The following is a 19,336-nucleotide window of genomic DNA, read 5'->3' as shown; positions in this document are numbered from 1 at the left end:
CTCTAGAAATTTCTCGGCTTGTAGTCCGAGACCTTCTGCAGTTGTTCGAACAGGTCGCGCTCCTCCGCCGAGAGCCGTTCCGGAACCTGGACCATGATGCGCACGTACTGGTCGCCCTTCTTGGCCCCGGCACCGAGGCCCCGGCCCTTGATGCGCAGCTTCTTGCCCGAGCCGATGCCCGGCGGAATCTTCATCTCCACGGCCCCGTCCAGGGTGGCGATGCGCGCGGTGGTGCCGAGCGCAGCCTCCCACGGGGACAGCGGCAGGTCGAGGATCACGTCCGATTCGGAAACCTTGAACATGTGGTGCGGCATGAGCCGGATCTTCAGGTACAGGTCGCCCTTGGCTCCGCCGTTCAGGCCGGGATTGCCCTGGCCCGCCAGGCGGATCTTCTGGCCGTCCTTGATGCCCGCCGGCACCGTGACCTCAAGGGTCTTGGTGGTCATGCGCGGGATGCCGTCCGGACCGCTGGTCTGCTCCTGCAGGGTGATGGACTTCTTGCCGCCCCGGTACGCCTCCTCCAGGGTCAGTTCGTAGGACGCCTCGGAATCCGCGCCGCGACGCGGACGCCGCTGGTAGCCGCCGCCGAAGTCGCCCTGGGAGAACCCGCCGGACTGGAAGCCGCCGCGAAAACCGCCGCCCCCGCCGCCGAAGATGGTCTCGAAGAAGTCCGAGAAGCCCGCGCCACCGCCGCCGAAACCGCCGCCACCGCCGAAGTGCACGTTCTCGTAGCCCGGCGGCGGCTGGAAGTTCTGGCCGTGCTCCCAATTGGAGCCGAACTGGTCATAGAGCTTGCGCTTCTTTTCGTCCTTGAGGACCTCGTAGGCCTCGTTGATCTCCTTGAACTTGTTCTCCGCGTCCTTGTCGTTCGGGTTGAGATCGGGGTGATACTTCCGGGCCAGCTTCTTGAAAGCCTTTCCGATCTCTTCCTTGGAGGCGGAGCGGGACACTCCGAGAAGTTTGTAATAGTCTCTATATTCCATTAGAATCGTTTTCCTTGCTGCTGACTGATTTCTGTTTTTCCAACGCTTACCATAAATAATATGCCTTTGCCCGGTGTCAAGCGGGAAAAAATGAGAACCGGATAATTTTCCACAGAGTTATCCACAGACAAGACAAGGAGGAACCATGCGCCATTCCACACCACTTCCCCCGGTCATGCTGGTCCTTTGCCTCGCCCTGTCCTCTCTGGCCTGGACCCCGTGGGGAGCCATCTACGGAAGCGCGCGCGACGAACGCAGCGTGGGCGACCAGGCGGCGGACAAGAAGATATCCCTGTCCATCAAGACCGGGCTGGCGGACAAGGACTCCAAGATGGCCCTCAAGGTCCACGTCTATTGCTTCCTGAAGCACGTCTATCTGGTGGGCGCGATCAACGACCAGCCCTTCCGCGCCTTTGCGGAGAAGACGGCCAAGGGGACCGAGGGCGTGAAAAAGGTGACCAGCTACTTCAAGCCCGAAACCGACACCGCGTCCGACGACCTGAAGCTGGCGGCCAAGGTGCGCGCCGATCTCATCGGCAACGGCGACCTGAGCTCAACCCAGATCGAGCAGGAGGTCATGAACGGCGAGGTGGTGCTGCTGGGCATGGTTCGCAGCAAGGCGGAAGCGGCCCTGGCCGTGAAGGTGGCCAAGGGGGTCAAGGGCGTGCGCAAGGTCACGTCCTTTCTGGTCCCGACCAAGTAAAGGGAGGGGCCGTGGGCCCGGATGAGTCAGGCCGCCGAGCGGTGCGCCACGGAGGGGCGGCAATGCCCGTGGTTGAGGGCGTCCACCAGGTCCCTGGTCGAGTTGACCGGCACGGTGAAACGCGTGGGGCGGCGGCCCAATTCCTCAAGGGAGTGGGCGTCGGACCCGGCCACGGCGATCAGGCCCCGGGCCTCGATCAGGTCCAGGGCCAGACCGTTTTCGGCGTCGGTGTTGCGTCCGTTCTCCGCCTCGGCGATGGAGCACAGCCCCTGGTCGAAGATGATCGTGTCGGCCGGACGCCAGGTCCGGCACGGGTGGGCCGAGATGGCCGCGCCGCCCAGCTCGCGCACGGCCGGGAGCAGGACCTCGGCGGACAGCCCGGTGGGCAGGGAGCGGACGTCGCCGAAGACCAGGTAGTCGCCCTGGTCCGTGGTGTACTCCATGCCCACGATGACCAGCAGCCCGTCGGGCTGGAACCCCTCACGACATTGTGTCAGGATGGACATGGTGTCGTGATCGGTGATACAAACGGCATCCAGTCCCAGGGAACGGGCGTTGGCCAGGATTTCCGAGGGCTTCAGAATGCTGCACGGGGAACAGGTGGAGTGGACGTGAAGGTCTATGAGCATGGACCTATTTTTACACCCGCATCCGCCCATGGCAATGTGATTGTATATATGAAATACATTATCATCATAGAGTTTATCTATTAAAAACCGGAGCCTCCCATGCCAGACACATGCATCATGGTCCTGCTGGACGGTCTGGGGGACCGCTCGCACCCCGTCCTCGGCGACCGCACTCCGCTGCAGGCGGCGGCCACGCCGTGCCTGGACCGCCTGGCCGCCCTGTCGGCCACCGGGCTGTACCACGCCACCCTGCTGGGCCAGCCCCTGCCCTCGGAGAACGCCCACTTCGCCCTGTTCGGCGGCCTGCCCTACGAATTTCCCGGGCGCGGCGCGCTGGAGGCCCTGGGCGCGGGGCTCACGCTGGGCCCCAAGGACGTGGCCCTGCTGACCCATTTCGCCCACATCGGCCCGGACGCGGAGAACCGCCTGACCCTGCTCCACGACAAGGTGCCAACCACGCCCGGCGAGGCCGAGACCCTGTTCGACTCCCTGCCGCCCTTTCAATCCGAAGGCATGACCGGTTTCGTGCATCCAGTGGGCGGGCTGTTCGGCGTGCTGGTCCTGCGCGGCGTGGTCTCCCCTTTTATCACGGACACCAACCCCATGGTGGACGGACGGCTTTTGCCCCGCCCCCTGCCGCTCAAATGCCACGAGGACGCGGCGGCACTGCGCACGGCCCGGGCGTTGGAGAACTATCTCGTGCAGGTACACCGCATTCTCTCGGCCCTGCCCCTGAACAAGCAGCGGGAGCGGACCGGCCAGATCCCGGCCAACGGGCTGGTCACCCAGCGGGCCGGGCGGCTGACCCGCTGCCCGACCATGCGCCAGCGCTACGGGCTGCGCGGGCTGTCCATCGCCACCGGGGCCATGTACGCCGGGCTGGCACGGTTCATGGGCATGGATTTCCTCAAGGCACGCGACACGGACGACCCGGGCGCGGACCTGGCCGAACGCATCGGGCAGGCCCTGGACCGGGCGGGCGACTACGACTTCATCCACGTGCATACCAAGAGACCGGACCAGGCGGCCCACACCAAGGACCCGGAGGCCAAGGTCCGGGTCATCGAGTCCCTGGACCGGGGAATTGGCGAGCTGGCCGACCGGATTCTGGACGACCCGCGCCTGCTCCTGGCCGTGACCGCCGACCACTCGACCCCGAGCAGCGGCGCGCTGATCCACTCGGGCGAGCCCGTGCCCATGATGTTCGCGGGCCGGGGCGTGCGCCGCGACCGAGTGGCCGCCTTCGACGAGGTCTCGGTGGCCGGGGGCGCGCTGGGCTGCATGCGCGGCCGCGAATTCCTGTTCACGGTCCTCAACTATCTCGACCGAGCCCGGCTGGACGGTATCCACGACTCGCCCTTTCCGGTGGAATACTGGCCGAGCGACCATCCCCCGTTCATCCTCGATCCCCAGGAGTGACCATGCACCCCCTCGGCTTCATCCACGGACGATTCCAGGTCCTGCACAACGACCACCTGACCTACCTGCTGGCCGGGAAAAAGCTGTGCGAACGGCTGATCATCGGCGTGACCAACCCTGACGCGGCGAGCATCCGCGAGGAGGCGACCAACCCGGAGCGGTCCAGCCGGGTGAACAACCCCCTGTCCTACGAGGAACGCAAGGCCATGATCGAGGCCGCCCTGATGGAGGCCGGGGTGGACCGGCACGCCTTTTCCGTGATTCCCTTCCCGATCAACTGCCCGGAACTGATCGAAGGGTGCGCCCCGCGCGACGCGGTCTATTATCTGACCATCTACGACGACTGGGGAAGGGAGAAGCGCAAGCGGTTCGAGGGGCTGGGCCTGACCACCCACGTCATGTGGGAGCGGCCCCAGAGCGAAAAGGGCATCAGCGGCACGGACGTGCGCGCGGCCATCCGCGAGGAGCGCGAATGGCGTTCCCTGGTCCCCCCGGCGGTGGCCACCCTGGTGGACCGCTGGCGCCTGGCCGACCGGTTCCGGAAACTGTCATAGCTCGCCCCCGGCGAAGCCAAACACCCCGCGCCGCAGGCGCAATATAGGATGCAAGGGTGCGAACCCTTGCCCGCCGGAGGCGAAGTCACCCGTCCATCGCCGCGAAACGGCATCCTCAATTGCTCTATTAAACGAAAGGCGGCCCCGAATCCTCGGGGTCGTAGTCTTTGGTGTCCGGATTGTAGCAGTAGCGGCACCGGCCGGGCCTGCGGAACCAGCGGATCAGTATGATGCCGGTGACGAACCCGCCCACGTGCGCCCACCAGGCCACGTTCTGCGCGCCGTTGGCCGTGGAGTAAAGCCCGGAGAGAATCTGCATGAGGAACCAGAAGCCGAGAAACAGGGACGCGGGGATACGGAAGAAAAAGGGAAAGAAGAAGACCGGGATGAGGGTCAGGACCTTGCCGTGCGGGTACAGGACTATGTACGCGCCCATGATTCCGGCCACGGCCCCGGACGCGCCGATGACCGGCATGGGCGAGGCCCGCTCGAAGGCCATGTGCACGGTCACGGCGGCCAGTCCGCAGAGCACGTAGAAGAGCGCGAACCAGCCGTGCCCGGTGACGTCCTCTATGTTGTCGCCGAATATCCAGAGCATCCACATGTTCAGGATGACGTGCAGCCAGCCGCCGTGCAGGAACATGTAGGTCAGAAACGGCCAGCCCAGGGTGTCCGGATAACCGGCCCAGGCCGCCCAGTCCGGCTCGAAGAAACGGGCCGGGACCACCCCGAACAGGTAGAACATCTGGGCCCGGGCCTGGGGCGAAAGGCTGAACACGAACAGGAAGACGAGGGCGTTGACAACGATGATCGTCAGCACGGCATAGGGCCGCGTCTCGCGCGGCACGTTGTCGCGGATGGGGATCACGCCTCGCTTCCTCCGTCGTCCGGTCGGGCACCCTTTGCTTCGGCCAGCTTTTCGGCCAGTTCCTCGGACAATGCCTCGGCCAGTTTCGGCCAAAGCCCGTCCATCCAGTCCGCGAACTCCCGGTTGCGCCGCTCCCAGGCATTTACCGTGGTCTCGTCCAGGCCACGCGCTGCCTCGGCCAACTCGGCCAGCCCCTTGTCGTTGTCCACGATCACGTCGCAGGCCGCCAGCTTGTCAGCCTCGGGCCACTGCCAGGAGTCGAACACGGCCAGCATTTCCGGGGAGAGACGGCGGAGTTCGCGCAGCTCTCCGGTGCGCTTGGCCTGCGGGCAACGCACCCCGGCCACCAGGTCGACCAGGCCGGTCTTGTGCCACCCCCCTTCCAGGAGCAGGGGTATCTCGGCATAGGCCACGGGCTCGTCGCGGTGGGCCTGGAAGAATTCCTCGCATTGATGGCGGACCATAGGATGGACCATGTCCATGACTTCCCGGCGCACGGCCTCTGATTCGCGCATGGCCTTGAAGAGGCCCGGCTTGTCCACGCCGCCGTCGTCCAGGGTGTACTGCCCGCCGAACCGCTGCCGGATCATGGCCGCGCCGTCGCCGCCCGGCGCGTAGAGTTCGGCCACGGACTCGTCCGCCGAGAAGCAGGGCCGCCCCATGTCGCGCAACGTATTGAGCAGGGCGGACTTGCCGCCGCCCGGCATGCCCACGATGCCCACGCGCAAGCACTCGCGGGTCAGTCCGGCCAGGAGGGCGAGGAAGTCCTTGGGCGGTGCCTGCCAGCGGGTCACTGGCTCGCCCGTGGCCGGATGGGGCACGGAGAGATAGAAGGCGTGGAGCATCTGGCGCGGGGCCAGATCGGCCAGCCGGTCGGGCCGCCGCGACCACTCGGCGTTCTCGCGCGCGCCGTAGACCGCGTCGCCGAGCAGCGGATGGCCGATGTGGGCCATGTGCACGCGGATCTGGTGGGTCCGGCCGGTATGGATGCGCACGGCCACCAGGGAGGCCAGGCCGCGCGGGCCGGTCCAGAGCACCCGGTAGTCGCTGCGCGCGTCGCGCCCGCCCTTGGGCAGCACGGCCATGCGCGTCTTGTGGTGCGGATGGCGGCCCATGGGCGCGTCGATGGTCCCCTCGGCCTGCGCGGGGCACCCGTGGACCAGGGCCAGGTAGACCTTGAAGGTCTCGCGCCCGGCGAAACTCCCGGACAGGGCCAGACGGGCCGCTTCGGTCCGGGCCACGGCCATGAGCCCGGAGGTGTCCTTGTCCAGACGGTGGACGATGCCGGGCCGCTGCGGGTCCATGGCGCTGTTTTCGGCGGCGATGTCCGGCCACTGATGGATCAGCAGGTTGACCAGGGTGGGGCCGGGTTCGCCCGGCGCGGGATGGGTGGTCAGCCCGGCGGGCTTGACGACCACGAGCATGTCGGCGTCCTCGTACACGGCCTCGATGTCGCCCTGGACCGGCTCGGCCGCGCGTTCGCACGGCTCGGGCTCGGCGGCCCGGATGGACACGGCCTGGCCGGGGGCCAGTTTGCGGTTGCCCTTGGGCGAGACCTCGCCGTCCACCAGGGCCAGGCCGGATTCGATCCAGCCCTTGACGCGGCCACGGGAAACGCCCTCCCCGGCCAGCTCGCGGCCCCAGAACTTGTCCAGCCGCACACCCGCGTCGCCCCATGAAATGGTCCGTTCCCACCGCTGTTCGGATTTCTCTTTCGTCATGATCAAGGTGATATACCGGGAATCATTGGAAAGTAAAATTCAAATTCATTTTATGTACTCACTGTTTACAAAATTGGCTCTTGACCCTCTCCCTTCATCGGCTTAGAAAAAAGAAATTTTGCGCAATTGATACTTTCTCTACATATTATCAAAACCCAAAGAGAGGCGAAAATGGCCTTACACCTGGTTGACCACCCGCTGATCCGGCACAAGGTTGGTCTTCTCCGTCAGCACGACATTTCCACCAGCCACTTCCGGACGCTGGCCAACGAGATCACCCGCCTGCTGACCTACGAGGCGACCAAGGATTTCGAGACCGAAAAGAGAACCATCAAGGGATGGGCGGGCAAGGTCGAGGTGGACAGCATCAAGGGCAAGAAGGTCACCGTGGTGCCCATTCTGCGCGCCGGTCTCGGCATGATGGACGGCGTCTTCGACATGATCCCCGGCGCCAAGGCGTCGGTCGTCGGCTTCTACCGCAACGAGGAGACGCTGGAGCCCGTCCAGTACTACGTCAAGCTGGCCAAGAACATTGAAGAGCGCATAGCCCTGATCCTGGACCCCATGCTGGCCACCGGCGGGACCCTGAACGCGACCATCAAGCTGCTCAAGGAAGCGGGCTGCCAGTCCATTCGCGGCCTGTTCCTGTGCGCCGCGCCCGAGGGCATCGAGCGCATCCTGGGCGAGCACCCCGACGTGGACATCTACACCGCCGCGGTGGACGAGAAATTAAACGACGTAGGCTATATCATCCCCGGTCTCGGAGACGCGGGGGACAAGATATTCGGCACCAAGTAGGCAAAGGGCACGCAACACAGCGTGCCTTTTTTTGAGACCTGAGGGGCAACACTGGAGTCGGGGGGCTCCGCAACCAACAAGAGAGAGGAGTGGGTAGCGATGAGTGACGTGCATTCCACGGATTACAATTTCAGACTAAAGGACGGGCTGCTGGGCGCGCAGATGCTCTTCGTGGCATTCGGCGCGTTGGTCCTGGTGCCGCTGCTGACCGGGCTGGACCCGAACGTGGCGCTGTTCACGGCGGGCGCGGGCACCCTGCTGTTCCAGGTCGTCACCCGGGGCAAGGTTCCGGTGTTCCTGGCGTCCAGTTTCGCCTTCATCGCCCCGATCATCTACGGCGTGCAGACCTGGGGCATCCCGTCCACCATGTGCGGTCTGGCGGGCGCGGGGCTGCTCTACGTGGTCCTGAGCGTGCTCATCCGCATCTACGGCTCGAACATGCTCCGCCGGGTGCTCCCGCCCGTGGTCACCGGCCCGGTGATCATGGTCATCGGCCTGATCCTGGCCCCCACCGCCGTGCACATGGCCATGGGGCGCACCGGCGACGGCGCGGCCTGGCTGGTGCCCAACACCACGGCCATGATCATTGCGGGCGTGGCCCTGTTGACCACCATCTTCACCTCCCTGCTGGGCAAGGGCTGGATCAAGCTGATCCCGATCATGCTCGGCATCGCCGCGGGCTACGCGACCTCCCTGATCCTCGACGCCACCGGGTTCACCGCGGCGCAACCACGTCCCTGGCGGCCTGCCTGGGCGGCCCGCCGAACACCACCTACTCCGAGGTTTCCGGGGCCGTGGCCCTGACCCGCTCCTTCAACCCGGCCATCATGACCTGGGCGGCCGTCACCGCCATCGTCCTGGCCTTCGTCGGCAAGCTCGGCGCGTTCCTGAACACCATCCCGGTGCCGGTCATGGGCGGCATCATGATCCTGCTCTTCGGGGCCATCACCGTCATCGGCATCAACACCCTGGTGCGCGCGGGCAACGACCTCATGCTCCCCCGCAACCTCGCCATCGTGGCCATCATCCTGGTCTTCGGCATCGGCGGCATGAGCTTCGACCTGATCATCGTCAAGCTCGGCGGCATCGGCCTGGCCGGTATCGTGGGCGTGGTCCTGAACCTGGTCCTGCCCTGCAAGGACTGCAACGAGCCCCTGCCCGACGAGATCAACCCGTCCGGCCCGGATCACCACACCGACCTTTAATCCACAATTGACCAAGGGCCCCTCTTCGCAGGAAGGGGGGCCTTTTTGTTTCGGATGGACCGAGCCGCCGATAGCGGCTATGATCCCCCTGCCCAAGGAGAAAACCATGCGCGAAACCGTGACCGGCCTGGTCCTGACATACAACGGCGAACGGCTGCTCGAAAAATGCCTCAAGTCCCTCGACTTCTGCGACGAACTCCTGGTGGTGGATTCGCAGTCCACGGACCGCACCCGCGAGATCGCGGAAAAGTGCGGCGCGCGGGTCGTGATCCGTCCCTGGCCCGGCCCCGTCGACCAGTTCAACTTCGCCCTCAAGGAGATCGGCACAGCCTGGGTGGTCTCCCTGGACCAGGATGAGCTGCTGACCGACGAACTGCGCGCGGCCATCGAGGACAGACTCGAGGCGAACGAGCGGGTGGCGGGCTATTACGTGCCGCGCAGCTCCTTTTACTTCAACCGGTTCATGAAGCACTCCGGGTGGTACCCGGACTATCTGCTGCGCGTCTTCCGATCCGGCAAGATGGAAGTCACGGCCTCGGGCGCGCACTACCATTTCAACCCGCTGGGCGAGACGAAAAAGCTGTCCGGGGACATCCTCCACTACCCCTACGAATCCTTCCGGCAGCACATGGACAAGATCAACTACTACGCCGAGGAGGGCGCGGCCGCCCTGCGCGCAAAGGGCCGCAAAGGCGGCCTGTTCCGGGCCCTGCTCCACGCCAAGATGCGCTTCATTAAGCTCTACCTGCTCAAGCTCGGCTTCCTGGACGGCACCGCCGGGCTGTGCAACGCGCTGGCCGGGTTCTACTACACCTTCCAGAAGTACATCCGCGTGGAAGAACAGGGGAAATGGGGCGGGGAGTAAGCCATGCATTTTTTCTCCGGGTTCTTCAAAGGGCGCGAGATACGCATTGAGACCGCCAGAGCGCCGGAGGAGGCCAAAGGGCGCATCAACAACGGCCTGGACAGCCCAAGACGCGGTATGTTCCTGTCCGCTCTGACCGGGTACGCCATGGGAGACGCTGTGGATCTCGAATACTATTCACTCTTCTGGCCGATCCCGGTTGTCGCCTTTCAGGGCCGGTTCGCGCATTCCTCGGAAGCCACCACCCTGCAGGGCCGACTCAGGACCACCTGGTTTCTGAAAACCGCCTTTTTCACCATTGTGCTGCTTCCGTTTCTCCTTTTCATGCGTCGCCCGACCGACGGCGGCCAGTGGACACTGCATGACTTGGCGGGTGGCTTCGGGGTCCTGGTCTTGTACTGTTTCATGGCCCTCTCCATATTCGTCATGAGCGCCGTATTCCAACAGAAAGTCGCGAACCGGCTCCGAGGCTTTCTGGCCTGACTCTGCCGGTAAAAGGCTAAAAACCTACGGAAGCACCTGGAACAAATCGCCCGGTAGCGCCTCTTTTTTCTGGCATAATCTCCCAAATGCCTATTTTCTCTCATACTGCTTTTTGCTATTGAATCAAGAATATCACATCCCATTTTCCCGGAGGAACCATGGACATCAATATCTCCCAACTGACCGAAACCCTCATGGCCTACGCCACCCAGTATGGACTGCGGATCATCGTGGCCCTGCTCGTATTCCTCATCGGCTGGATTATCGCCAAGGCGTTGGCCAACGCGGCCCGGAAGGTCCTGGTCAAGGCCAAGGTGGACGAGACCCTGGCCTCGTTCCTCAAGAACATCACCTATTACGCATTGATCGCCGCCGTGATCATCGCGGCGCTGGGCCAGGCGGGCATCAACGTGACCAGCTTCCTGGCCGTACTCGGCGCCGCCGGCCTGGCCGTGGGCCTGGCCCTCAAGGACTCCCTGTCCAACTTCGCGGCGGGCGTCATGCTCATCCTGCTCAAGTTCTTCAGAAAGGGCGACTACGTGACCGCGGGCGGCCAGTCCGGCACGGTCACGGCCATCAACATCTTCAACACCGTGCTGACCACCCCGGACAACAAGGTCATCACCGTGCCCAACTCCGCGGTGCTCGGCGGGACCATCGTCAACGTGACGGCCAACGACACCCGGCGCGTGGACATGACCTTCGGCATCGGCTACGACGACGACCTGCTCAAGGCCAAGCAGACCCTGGAGCGCATCGTGTCCGAAGAGCCGCGCGTGCTGGCCGAGCCCGCTCCGGTCATCCAGGTCATGGAGCTGGCCGACTCCTCGGTCAACTTCGTGGTCCGCCCCTGGTGCAAGACCGCCGACTACTGGGGCGTGTACTTCGCCCTGACCGAAAAGGTGAAGCTGGTCTTCGACCAGGAAGGCATCTCCATCCCGTTCCCGCAGCAGGACGTGCACATGTACGCCGAGAAGTAGCCGGAGGGATTGTAGCCCATGCCCATCCTCACCTGGAGCAAGGAGCTGAGCGTCGGTTTCAAGGCCATCGACGACGATCACAGGAAATTGATCGCCTTGTTCAACGATGCCCACGAAGCGGCCCAAGGGACCGCCCCCAGGGAATTCGTCGAAAAGCTGCTGACCGAACTGATCGAGTACACCCACTGGCACTTCGATCATGAGGAAGGCCTCATGGAAGAGCACGGCTACGACAAGATCGAAAAACACAAGCTGGAACACCAGGAGCTCGCCGAGAACGCCAGCATGCTGTACGCGCAGTATCTCGCCGGGGACGAGACGGTGCCGGAAGTCCTTCTGCCCTTCCTCCGGAACTGGCTGACGGCCCACATCATGGGGTCCGACAGACGCCTGGGAGACTTCCTGAACGGCTACCGGCGCCGGGAACTCTGAACAAACAAAAGGCCCCGCTCAAGCGGGGCCTTTTTCATTCATGCTTTGCCGGGGAATCCGGAATCTACTGCGCGTCGATCCAGGCGTTGGCTTCCTTTACGTCCAGGGTGCCGACGTAGATGGCCCGGCCGGAGATGGCGCCTTCCAACCCTTTGAGGGACAAGGGGTAGAGATTCTTGATGTCGTCGAGGGTATGCACGCCTCCGGCGGCGATGACCGGGATCGAGGTCTTGGCGCACAGGGCGGCCAGGGCGTCGAGGTTCACGCCGGTCTGCATGCCGTCGCGCGCGATGTCGGTGTAGACGATGAAGCGGATGCCGTCCCTTTCCAGGCGCGGCAGGACGTCGTCGATGATCAGCCCCGCGTCCTCGACCCAGCCCTTGGTCTTGAGCTTGCCGTCCACCGCGTCCAGGGAGACGCCGATGCGGCCTGGCAACGCCCGGCAGAGGTCGGAGAAGAGCTGCGGATTTTCCAGGGCCATGGTGCCGATGATCAACCGGCTCACGCCCGCCTCGATGTATTTCCGGGCCGTGGCGATGTCGCGGATGCCGCCGCCGAGCTGGACCGGGATGTCGATCTCGGAGCAGATGGCCTTGATCAGGTCGAAGTTCTTGGGCACGCCGGAAAAGGCCCCGTCCAGGTCCACCACATGGAGGTAGCGCGCACCGAGGTCTTCCCAGTAGCGCGCCTGGGCAATGGGGTCCGAGGCGAATACGGTGACCTCGTCCTCCTTGCCCTGGGCCAGGCGGACGCATTCACCGTTCTTGATGTCGACAGCGGGAAAAAGAATCATAATCCGAGTTCCGTGAGTTTCTCGTCCATGCCGTCGCGGGCCAGGCGGGTGGCGGTCACCCACTTGCCGCCACGGGCAGCGAACTTCTTGGCGTTGTAGAGGTTCTCCAGCAGGGACTGCTGGGTCTCCTCGTAGCGGGAGCGGATCATCCGCTCGTTCTTGACGTCGATGAGGTAGAAATCGATGGCCACCGAGGCCGGGGTCTCCACGCCCGCGTCGCTGCCCACGCGCTCGCGCCAGGTGGTCAGTTGCGGGACGAGCAGAAAGTCGGCCTGGATACATTTGCCCACGCCGAGCCAGTACTTCCACGCGGACACGCGGGGCTTGCCCGAGTCCTCGAACACGACCACGTCCTCGCACTGGCGCACGGCGTCCGGGGTGATGTAATCGAAGACCTGGTGCTGCTGCAGGGTGTCGGCCAGGATCATGTCCAGGGTCTCGACGGTCCCTCCGGGCGCGGCTTTGCCCTCTTCATCGAGGTAGCCGGCCAGCAGTTCCCAGTTGAACGTGGGGTTGGTGAACCCGGCCACCGCCAGCTTGCCCTCGGGGCGGGGCACGGCGGCCGTTCGCGATTTACCACAACCGGCCACGACCAGCAGGGCCAGACTTGAAAGCGCCAGGGCGAAAAAGACAGCGAAACGTTTCATCAGTCGAGACTCCCTTTGGTGCTGGAGACCCCCTTGCGCCCGACGGTGGCCGCTTTGGACAGGGCCAGGCCCAGGGCCTTGAAGGCCGCTTCCAGCAGATGGTGGCCGTTTTGGCCGTACTCAAATTTGACGTGCAGGTTCATGCCCGCCTTGTACGCCAGGGACTTCAAAAATTCACGCCAGACGTCCTTCTCGTCGCCCGCGATGATGTCGGGCAGCAGGGCGTCGTCGTAGACGATGTAGGGGCGGCCGGAGAGGTCCACGACCACTTCGGCCAGCGCCTCGTCCATGGGCACCTTGGCCGAGGCCACGCGGTTGATGCCCTGCTTGTCGCCCAGCGCCTCGGACAGGGCCTGGCCCAGGCAGAGCCCGACGTCCTCCAGGCTGTGGTGGGTGTCGATATCCAGGTCGCCCTTGCAGGCCAGGTCCAGATCGAACCCGGCCCAGAAGGCGCACAGGGTGAGCATGTGGTCGGCGAACCCGATGCCGGTGTCGACCGCTACCTTCCCTTCACCGTCGAGGTTCAGGGTCAGGGATATGTCCGTTTCCTTGGTGGTCCGAGCCACTGTGGCCTGGCGCATGGCGCACTCCTTTCCTGTAAGCGTGAGCGTCGTCCCCATACATAGAGGAAAAGACTAGAAAAATAAACAGGGCAGGCACCGACTTTCGCGATGCCCGCCCCGAATGCGGTCGCTAGGGGGTCTGTGCCCCGTCTTCCTTTCCGCCCTCTTCCGCCACGGCGTCCAGCTCGGCCTCGGCCTTGGCTTCGGCCTCGGCCTGCTTCTGGAGGTGCCGCTTCTCCCTCTTGCCGAAGAAGAAGGCCACCCAGATGCCGACCTCGTAGAGGACGATCAGGGGCCCGGCCATGAGGCACTGGGTGAAGGGATCCGGCGGGGTCAGGATGGCCGACAGGACAAAGGCGAACAGGATGGCGTACTTGCGCTTCTTGCGCAGCCCCGTGGACGAGACCATGCCCAGCCGGGCCAGGAAGAAGATGAACAGGGGCAATTCGAAGACCAGGCCGAAGGCGAACAGGAGTTTCAGACAGAAACTCAAATATTCGTTGAGCTTGGGAACGAACTGGATGCCCTCGTTGGAGAACCCGGCAAAGAAGTCGAAGGCGTAGGGGAAGACCTGGAAATAGCCGAACAGCGCGCCGCCGGTGAAGAACATGCCCGAGAACAGAGCCATGGGCACCATCCACTTGCGCTCGTGGGCGTACAGGCCCGGGGCGATGAAACCCCAGATCTGGGCGAACACGTACGGGCTGACCAGGAAGAGCCCGGCCACGATGGATATCTTGATGTGCGCGAAAAAGGCCTCGGCCGGGTAGGTGTACTGGAAGTGCCCTTCCCTGGCCACGGCCATGAGCGCCTTTTGCAGGGCGGCCATAAAGATCTGCATCTGCTCGGGGTGGTCGAACCCGTTGGCGGCCAGCATCTTCTGGAAGACCGCGCCGAACTGCTGGTAGAATTCCGGGGTGAGCAACGGGCCGGTGGCCGCAGCCTGCTTCTGGAAGACGTCCACCATGGGCTGCATGAGGATGTCGAACATCTGCGAGGCGAAGGAATAACAGGCGACCATGCCCACGCACACGGCCAGCGCCGCGCGGGTCAGGCGGGAACGCAGCTCGCCCAGGTGGTCGAGCAGGGACATCTGGGCCCCTTCGCCGTCCTCGGGCTCCGCGTCCTCGTCGTCCTCGCCGTCTTCATCCTCGGGTTCGCCATCGGGCTCATCGTCCGAGGCGGCGGCAGCCGCGCCCGTGTCCGAGCCGTCGCCGCCGTCCCCGCCCTCGGCCGGAACGGCCGTGGCGGCGGACACCTCGGGCGGTTCGGGCGAGGCGGCCTCGTCGCCGTCTTCCCCGCTCCCGGCCAAATCGTCCTGCTCGTCAGGGGCGTCGCCGGTCTCGGTCTCCACCGATTCGGACGGGTCCCCGTCGATCAGGGTCGGGTCCTCATCCGGCTCGACGGTCTTGCCGGAAACAGGTTCCTCTTCGGGCCCCTTGACGTCGTCTTTGTCGGAACTCATCTAAACCTAGGCCTTCTTCTCTTCGGGCTCGGCTTCAGGGGCCGCTTCGGCCGGGGCCTCGGGGGCCGGGGCCTCGGCGACGGGTTCGGCGGCGGCAGCCTCCTGCTTGGCCTTCTCGGCCTTGCGGCGAGCCAGCTCGGCGTCCACTTCCTGCTTGCGGGCAGCGGCCTCGGCCTTGGTGACCTCATCATCCAGGGTGGTCTTGACCTCGTTGCCCACGCGCTTGAACTCGGCCACCCCCTTGCCCAGGGAGCGCAGCAGCTCGGGCAGCTTCTGGGGGCCGATGACGATGAGCGCCACCACGCAGATAATCAATAACTCGGGTCCGCCTATTCCAAACATATGCTCACCTGGGTAATCGGTTTAATTGCTCTGGTTATTCCCACTCGATGGTGCTCGGCGGCTTGGAGGAGATGTCCAGAACCACCCGGTTGACGCCCTTGACCTCCCGGATAATCCGGTTGGACATGCGGGCCAGCAGCTCCGAGGGGAGCCTGGACCAGTCCGCAGTCATGGCGTCCAGGGAGTCGACGATGCGCAGGGCGATGACGTTCTCGTAAGTGCGGTCGTCGCCCATGACGCCCACGGTCTTGAGCGGCAGGAGCACGGCGAAGCCCTGCCAGACCTTGCGGTACCAGTCCGAGGCCATCATCTCGTTCTGGACGATCTTGTCGGCCAGACGGAGAATCTGGAGCCGCTCTTCGGTCACTTCGCCGATGACGCGGATGGACAGGCCCGGGCCGGGGAACGGCTGGCGCCAGATGATGTGCTCGGGCAGGCCGAGCTCGTAGGCGGCGCGGCGCACCTCGTCCTTGAACAGCTCGCGCAGGGGTTCCACCAGCTTGAGGTTCATCTTTTCGGGCAGGCCGCCCACGTTGTGGTGGGACTTGATCACGGCCGAGGGGCCCTTGAAGGATTCGGACTCGATGACGTCCGGGTACAGGGTGCCCTGACCCAGGAATTCCACGCCCTCGATGGCCTTGGCCTCGCGGTCGAAGACCTCGATGAACTTGTAGCCGATGAGCTTGCGCTTCTTCTCCGGGTCCTCGACCCCCTTGAGGTCGGCCAGGAATTCGTCGGAGGCGTCGACCATCTTGACGTTGAGCTCGAAGTGCTCGGCCAGGAAGCCGATGACCTCCTCGCGCTCGCCCATGCGCAGCAGCCCGTTGTCCACGAAGATGCAGTGCAGGTTCTTGCCGATGGCCTTGTGCAGCATGACCGCGGCCACGGTGGAGTCGATGCCGCCGGACAGGCCGAGCACGACCTTGGCGTCGCCGACCTGCTCCTTGAGGGCCTCGATGGTCGTGTCCACGAAGGAGGACATGGACCAGGTCGCCTTCAGCCCGGCCACCTTGAACAGGAAGTTCTGGATGATCAGCGAGCCGTCCGTGGTGTGGGCCACCTCGGGGTGGAACTGCAGGGCGTAGATCTTTTTGTCCACGTTGCCCATGGCGGCGTATTCGATGGAGTCGGACTTGCCCATGGGCACGAACCCTTCGGGCAGGGCCTCCACGCGGTCGCCGTGGGACATCCACACGGTCAGGTCGTCCTTGTCCTTGACCCCGTCGAACAGGATGGAGTCGTTCTGGGCGTAGAACTGGGCCCGGCCGTACTCGCGGTCGGTGGATGCCACCACCCGGCCGCCGAGATTGTGGGCCAGCAGCTGCATGCCGTAGCAGATGCCCAGCACGGGAATGCCCATCTCGAGGTATTCCATGTTCAATTCGGGGCAGCCGCCTTCCAGGACGCTGGACGGGCCGCCGGACAGGATCAGGGCCGAGGGCTTGAACGCCTTGACCCGTTCGGGGTCGACGTTGCAGGGGTGAATTTCGGAATACACCCCGGCCTCGCGCACTCTGCGTGCGATCAGCTGAGTGAACTGACTGCCAAAATCAAGGATGAGAACTCTGTTGTCTTGCATGCGTTTCTCTCTAATTCACAATGGGAGAAATGAAAAGGCGAATTACCATTCCCGAACCGGACACCGGCGGCTAGCCGTCGCCCCGGTAGTTCGGGGATTCCTTGGTGATAGTCACGTCGTGGACGTGGGATTCGCGCAAACCGGCCGAGGATATCTGAACCAGCTTGGACTTCTCGAACAGCTCGGCGATGGTGGCGGAGCCGGTGTAGCCCATGCCGGAACGCAGGCCGCCGATGAACTGGTACAGGGACTCGCCCACCTTGCCGCGATACGGCACCCGGCCGACGATGCCCTCAGGCACCAGCTTCTTGGACTTCTCCTGGAAGTAACGGTCCGAGCTGCCCTTCTTCATGGCGTCGATGGAGCCCATGCCCCGGTACTGCTTGTAGGTCCGGCCCTGGAACAAAATGGTCTCGCCCGGGGACTCCTCGGTGCCGGCCAGGACCGAGCCCATCATGCAGGAGTTCGCGCCCACGGCCAGCGCCTTGACCACGTCGCCGGAGTACTTGATGCCGCCGTCCGCGATGATGCACTTGTCCGCCTCGCGGGCCGCGCGGCTGGCCTCCATGACCGCCGTGATCTGCGGCACGCCCACACCGGCCACCACGCGGGTGGTGCAGATGGAGCCGGGGCCGATGCCGACCTTGACCGTGTCCACGCCCGCCTCGATCAGCGCCTTGGCGCCCTCGTAGGTGGCCACGTTGCCGCCCACCAGCTGGAGGTCCGGGAAGGCCGCGCGCAGTTCGCGCGTGGACTTGAGGATGTTCTCGGAATGGCCGTGGGCCGAATCCAGGACCAGGAAGTCCGCGCCCGCGTGCAGCAGGGCCTCGGACCGGGACAGGCAGTCCTTGCCGATGCCGATGGCCGCGCCGACCAGCAGGCGGCCGCGCGAGTCCTTGACCGCGTCGGGGTACTTCTTGTGCTTGTTGATGTCCTTGATGGTGATCAGTCCCTTGAGCCGGTTCTCCTCGTCGACCACCAGGAGCTTCTCGATGCGGTGCTGGTGCAGCTTGCGCTTGGCCTCCTCGTTGTCGATGCCCTCGGGCACGGTGACCAGGTCGCGGGAGGTCATCAGCTCGGAGACCAGGGATTTCTCGTCCACCACGAACCGGATGTCGCGGTTGGTGATGATGCCCACAAGGTGGTCGCCCTTGACCACGGGCAGGCCGGAAATGCGGTACTCGGACATGATCGTCTTGACCTTGCCCAGATCGTCGTCGGGGTGCACGGTAATGGGATCGGAGATCATGCCGGACTCGGACTTCTTGACCCGGTCGATCTCACGCGCCTGCTCGCGCACGGACATGTTCTTGTGGATCACGCCCGCGCCGCCGTGGCGGGCCATGGATATGGCCATTCTGGACTCGGTGACCGTGTCCATGGCTGCGGAGATCAGCGGAATGTTCAGTTTGATCCCCGGTGTGAGATAGGTGGAAACGTCAACATCGCTGGGCAGCACGTTGGAATAGCCCGGCAACAACAGGACATCGTCAAAGGTCAATGCTTTATCAAGTATTTTGCTCATGTCATTCCTCCAGAGCGTTTTTGCTTATCAAATATGACGAGGCCGAGCTTAGCGCCCGGCCTCGGTGTTTTCCATTATAGACCCAGGTAGGCCCGTTTTACCTGCTCGTTCGCGAGCAGTTTGTCGCAGGTGTCCGAGAGGACGACCCTCCCGTTCTCCATGACGTACCCCCGGTGGCCGATCTTGAGCGCCAGGTTGGCGTTCTGCTCCACCAGGAAGATGGTCGTGTTGTTCTCGCTGTTGACCTTCTTGATGATCTCGAAGATCTGCTTGACCACCAGCGGGGCCAGCCCCATGGACGGCTCGTCCAGCAGCAGGAGCGCGGGCCGGGCCATGAGCGCGCGGCCGATGGCCAGCATCTGCTGCTCGCCGCCGGACAACGTGCCGCCCTGCTGCTTGCGCCGCCGGGCCAGGATGGGGAAGAGGTCGAAGCAGTATTCCATGTCCCGCTTGATCTCGGCCTTGTTGTTGCGCATGAACGCGCCCATATCCAGATTCTCCTGGACGGTCAACTCGGGAAAGATCAGACGGCCTTCGGGCACCTGGCAGATGCCCTGGCTGACGATGATGTTGGGGGCGAGCCTGGTGATGTCCTCGTCCTGGTACAGGACCTGGCCCTGCCTGGCCTGGACCACGCCGCAGACGGTCATCAGCGTGGTGGACTTGCCCGCTCCATTGGCTCCGATCAGGGTGATGATCTCGCCCCGGTCGACATGCAGGTTGACGTCGTACAGGGCCTGGATGTTGCCGTAAAAGCTGTTGACGTTCTTGAGTTCGAGCAT

The 19,336-nt window shown here is 64.3% G+C and carries 20 protein-coding genes and 1 pseudogene; 9 read left to right on the top strand and 12 right to left on the bottom strand.

The window, feature by feature from the left end; genetic code table 11:
• Positions 1-2: 2 nt before the first annotated feature.
• Positions 3-983 carry a DnaJ C-terminal domain-containing protein gene (locus ACR42D_RS05870; protein WP_484565926.1) on the bottom strand — a complete coding sequence of 327 codons (981 nt, stop codon included), beginning with the start codon at positions 981-983 and terminating at the stop codon, positions 3-5.
• A gap of 145 nt (positions 984-1,128) precedes the next feature.
• Here ACR42D_RS05870 and ACR42D_RS05865 point away from each other — a divergent pair, with 145 nt between their 5' ends.
• Entirely contained in the window at positions 1,129-1,686 is a 558-nt protein-coding gene (locus tag ACR42D_RS05865) for a BON domain-containing protein (protein ID WP_484565925.1), read from the top strand.
• Between the two features lie 26 nt (positions 1,687-1,712).
• On the opposite strand, the gene ACR42D_RS05860 is transcribed toward ACR42D_RS05865, so the two are convergent.
• Positions 1,713-2,315, bottom strand: a complete 603-nt coding sequence (locus ACR42D_RS05860) for a PHP domain-containing protein (protein WP_484565924.1) — start codon at positions 2,313-2,315, stop codon at positions 1,713-1,715.
• A 99-nt stretch (positions 2,316-2,414) separates the two neighbouring features.
• On the opposite strand from ACR42D_RS05860, the gene ACR42D_RS05855 reads away from it, so the two are divergent.
• A complete protein-coding gene (locus tag ACR42D_RS05855; protein WP_484565923.1) occupies positions 2,415-3,734 on the top strand; it encodes a BPG-independent phosphoglycerate mutase family protein in 1,320 nt (439 codons plus the stop codon).
• Positions 3,735-3,736: 2 nt separating this feature from the next.
• Positions 3,737-4,288 (top strand): adenylyltransferase/cytidyltransferase family protein, encoded by a 552-nt coding sequence (locus tag ACR42D_RS05850; protein ID WP_484565922.1) that lies wholly within the window; start codon positions 3,737-3,739, stop codon positions 4,286-4,288.
• 127 nt (positions 4,289-4,415) lie between these two features.
• Here the strand turns inward: ACR42D_RS05850 and ACR42D_RS05845 are convergent, their stop codons facing one another.
• Both ACR42D_RS05845 and ACR42D_RS05840 read right to left on the bottom strand, forming a co-directional pair.
• A complete protein-coding gene (locus tag ACR42D_RS05845; RefSeq protein WP_484565921.1) occupies positions 4,416-5,156 on the bottom strand; it encodes a rhomboid family intramembrane serine protease in 741 nt (246 codons plus the stop codon).
• Positions 5,153-6,877 carry a dephospho-CoA kinase gene (locus ACR42D_RS05840; RefSeq protein ID WP_484565920.1) on the bottom strand — a complete coding sequence of 575 codons (1,725 nt, stop codon included), beginning with the start codon at positions 6,875-6,877 and terminating at the stop codon, positions 5,153-5,155. The genes ACR42D_RS05845 and ACR42D_RS05840 overlap by 4 nt, the downstream gene beginning before the upstream one ends.
• 171 nt (positions 6,878-7,048) lie before the next feature.
• Between ACR42D_RS05840 and upp the strand changes: the two genes are divergently transcribed.
• The 6 genes and pseudogenes from upp (at position 7,049) to ACR42D_RS05810 (ending at position 11,640) form a co-directional block, all read left to right on the top strand.
• Complete coding sequence (gene upp / locus ACR42D_RS05835) at positions 7,049-7,675, top strand: uracil phosphoribosyltransferase (protein ID WP_484565919.1); 627 nt, start codon at positions 7,049-7,051, stop codon at positions 7,673-7,675.
• A 99-nt stretch (positions 7,676-7,774) separates the two neighbouring features.
• Positions 7,775-8,880, top strand: a pseudogene (locus ACR42D_RS05830) (uracil-xanthine permease family protein).
• Positions 8,881-8,986: 106 nt separating this feature from the next.
• Positions 8,987-9,745, top strand: coding sequence for a glycosyltransferase family 2 protein (locus tag ACR42D_RS05825; RefSeq protein ID WP_484565918.1), 759 nt, complete (start codon positions 8,987-8,989; stop codon positions 9,743-9,745).
• Positions 9,746-9,748: 3 nt separating this feature from the next.
• A complete protein-coding gene (locus tag ACR42D_RS05820) occupies positions 9,749-10,228 on the top strand; it encodes a hypothetical protein (RefSeq protein WP_484565917.1) in 480 nt (159 codons plus the stop codon).
• A 158-nt stretch (positions 10,229-10,386) separates the two neighbouring features.
• Positions 10,387-11,208: a mechanosensitive ion channel family protein gene (locus ACR42D_RS05815; protein ID WP_484565916.1), complete on the top strand. Its 822-nt coding sequence runs from the start codon at positions 10,387-10,389 to the stop codon at positions 11,206-11,208.
• Between the two features lie 18 nt (positions 11,209-11,226).
• The gene (locus tag ACR42D_RS05810; protein WP_484565915.1) at positions 11,227-11,640 is read left to right on the top strand and encodes a bacteriohemerythrin; all 414 of its coding nucleotides are present in this window, start codon (positions 11,227-11,229) and stop codon (positions 11,638-11,640) included.
• A gap of 64 nt (positions 11,641-11,704) precedes the next feature.
• Here the strand turns inward: ACR42D_RS05810 and hisA are convergent, their stop codons facing one another.
• From hisA to ACR42D_RS05770, 8 genes are all read right to left on the bottom strand, one after another.
• Complete coding sequence (gene hisA / locus ACR42D_RS05805) at positions 11,705-12,433, bottom strand: 1-(5-phosphoribosyl)-5-[(5-phosphoribosylamino)methylideneamino]imidazole-4-carboxamide isomerase (protein WP_484565914.1); 729 nt, start codon at positions 12,431-12,433, stop codon at positions 11,705-11,707.
• A complete protein-coding gene (locus tag ACR42D_RS05800; RefSeq protein ID WP_484565913.1) occupies positions 12,430-13,080 on the bottom strand; it encodes a hypothetical protein in 651 nt (216 codons plus the stop codon). The genes hisA and ACR42D_RS05800 overlap by 4 nt, the downstream gene beginning before the upstream one ends.
• Positions 13,080-13,661 carry an imidazoleglycerol-phosphate dehydratase HisB gene (gene hisB, locus ACR42D_RS05795; RefSeq protein WP_484565912.1) on the bottom strand — a complete coding sequence of 194 codons (582 nt, stop codon included), beginning with the start codon at positions 13,659-13,661 and terminating at the stop codon, positions 13,080-13,082. Before hisB ends, ACR42D_RS05800 begins: the two co-directional genes overlap by 1 nt.
• Positions 13,662-13,773: 112 nt before the next feature.
• On the bottom strand, positions 13,774-15,108 hold the full coding sequence (tatC, locus tag ACR42D_RS05790; RefSeq protein WP_484565911.1) for a twin-arginine translocase subunit TatC: 1,335 nt from the start codon (positions 15,106-15,108) through the stop codon (positions 13,774-13,776).
• Between the two features lie 6 nt (positions 15,109-15,114).
• A complete protein-coding gene (tatB, locus tag ACR42D_RS05785; RefSeq protein WP_484565910.1) occupies positions 15,115-15,450 on the bottom strand; it encodes a Sec-independent protein translocase protein TatB in 336 nt (111 codons plus the stop codon).
• A gap of 34 nt (positions 15,451-15,484) precedes the next feature.
• Positions 15,485-17,029, bottom strand: a complete 1,545-nt coding sequence (gene guaA / locus ACR42D_RS05780; RefSeq protein WP_484565909.1) for a glutamine-hydrolyzing GMP synthase — start codon at positions 17,027-17,029, stop codon at positions 15,485-15,487.
• Positions 17,030-17,099: 70 nt separating this feature from the next.
• On the bottom strand, positions 17,100-18,554 hold the full coding sequence (gene guaB, locus ACR42D_RS05775) for an IMP dehydrogenase (RefSeq protein WP_484565908.1): 1,455 nt from the start codon (positions 18,552-18,554) through the stop codon (positions 17,100-17,102).
• Between the two features lie 74 nt (positions 18,555-18,628).
• Complete coding sequence (locus ACR42D_RS05770) at positions 18,629-19,336, bottom strand: ABC transporter ATP-binding protein (protein ID WP_484568443.1); 708 nt, start codon at positions 19,334-19,336, stop codon at positions 18,629-18,631.

Origin of the sequence: Pseudodesulfovibrio sp. lm2024, assembly GCF_051175575.1 — a bacterium.
Lineage (GTDB): Bacteria > Desulfobacterota > Desulfovibrionia > Desulfovibrionales > Desulfovibrionaceae > Pseudodesulfovibrio > Pseudodesulfovibrio caledoniensis.
Note: the sequence above shows the minus strand (reverse complement) of the source record. Positions and strands in the feature narration are given on the sequence as shown.

What these genes read in the sequence shown, in the direction of transcription:
- ACR42D_RS05870 (WP_484565926.1), bottom strand. Translation starts at nt 983, where the DNA reads ATGGAATATAGAGACTATTACAAACTTCTCGGAGTGTCCCGCTCCGCC.
- ACR42D_RS05865 (WP_484565925.1), top strand. Translation starts at nt 1,129, where the DNA reads ATGCGCCATTCCACACCACTTCCCCCGGTCATGCTGGTCCTTTGCCTC.
- ACR42D_RS05860 (WP_484565924.1), bottom strand. Translation starts at nt 2,315, where the DNA reads ATGCTCATAGACCTTCACGTCCACTCCACCTGTTCCCCGTGCAGCATT.
- ACR42D_RS05855 (WP_484565923.1), top strand. Translation starts at nt 2,415, where the DNA reads ATGCCAGACACATGCATCATGGTCCTGCTGGACGGTCTGGGGGACCGC.
- ACR42D_RS05850 (WP_484565922.1), top strand. Translation starts at nt 3,737, where the DNA reads ATGCACCCCCTCGGCTTCATCCACGGACGATTCCAGGTCCTGCACAAC.
- ACR42D_RS05840 (WP_484565920.1), bottom strand. Translation starts at nt 6,877, where the DNA reads ATGACGAAAGAGAAATCCGAACAGCGGTGGGAACGGACCATTTCATGG.
- upp (WP_484565919.1), top strand. Translation starts at nt 7,049, where the DNA reads ATGGCCTTACACCTGGTTGACCACCCGCTGATCCGGCACAAGGTTGGT.
- ACR42D_RS05825 (WP_484565918.1), top strand. Translation starts at nt 8,987, where the DNA reads ATGCGCGAAACCGTGACCGGCCTGGTCCTGACATACAACGGCGAACGG.
- ACR42D_RS05820 (WP_484565917.1), top strand. Translation starts at nt 9,749, where the DNA reads ATGCATTTTTTCTCCGGGTTCTTCAAAGGGCGCGAGATACGCATTGAG.
- ACR42D_RS05815 (WP_484565916.1), top strand. Translation starts at nt 10,387, where the DNA reads ATGGACATCAATATCTCCCAACTGACCGAAACCCTCATGGCCTACGCC.
- ACR42D_RS05810 (WP_484565915.1), top strand. Translation starts at nt 11,227, where the DNA reads ATGCCCATCCTCACCTGGAGCAAGGAGCTGAGCGTCGGTTTCAAGGCC.
- hisA (WP_484565914.1), bottom strand. Translation starts at nt 12,433, where the DNA reads ATGATTCTTTTTCCCGCTGTCGACATCAAGAACGGTGAATGCGTCCGC.
- ACR42D_RS05800 (WP_484565913.1), bottom strand. Translation starts at nt 13,080, where the DNA reads ATGAAACGTTTCGCTGTCTTTTTCGCCCTGGCGCTTTCAAGTCTGGCC.
- hisB (WP_484565912.1), bottom strand. Translation starts at nt 13,661, where the DNA reads ATGCGCCAGGCCACAGTGGCTCGGACCACCAAGGAAACGGACATATCC.
- tatC (WP_484565911.1), bottom strand. Translation starts at nt 15,108, where the DNA reads ATGAGTTCCGACAAAGACGACGTCAAGGGGCCCGAAGAGGAACCTGTT.
- tatB (WP_484565910.1), bottom strand. Translation starts at nt 15,450, where the DNA reads ATGTTTGGAATAGGCGGACCCGAGTTATTGATTATCTGCGTGGTGGCG.
- guaA (WP_484565909.1), bottom strand. Translation starts at nt 17,029, where the DNA reads ATGCAAGACAACAGAGTTCTCATCCTTGATTTTGGCAGTCAGTTCACT.
- guaB (WP_484565908.1), bottom strand. Translation starts at nt 18,554, where the DNA reads ATGAGCAAAATACTTGATAAAGCATTGACCTTTGACGATGTCCTGTTG.
- ACR42D_RS05770 (WP_484568443.1), bottom strand. Translation starts at nt 19,336, where the DNA reads ATGCTCGAACTCAAGAACGTCAACAGCTTTTACGGCAACATCCAGGCC.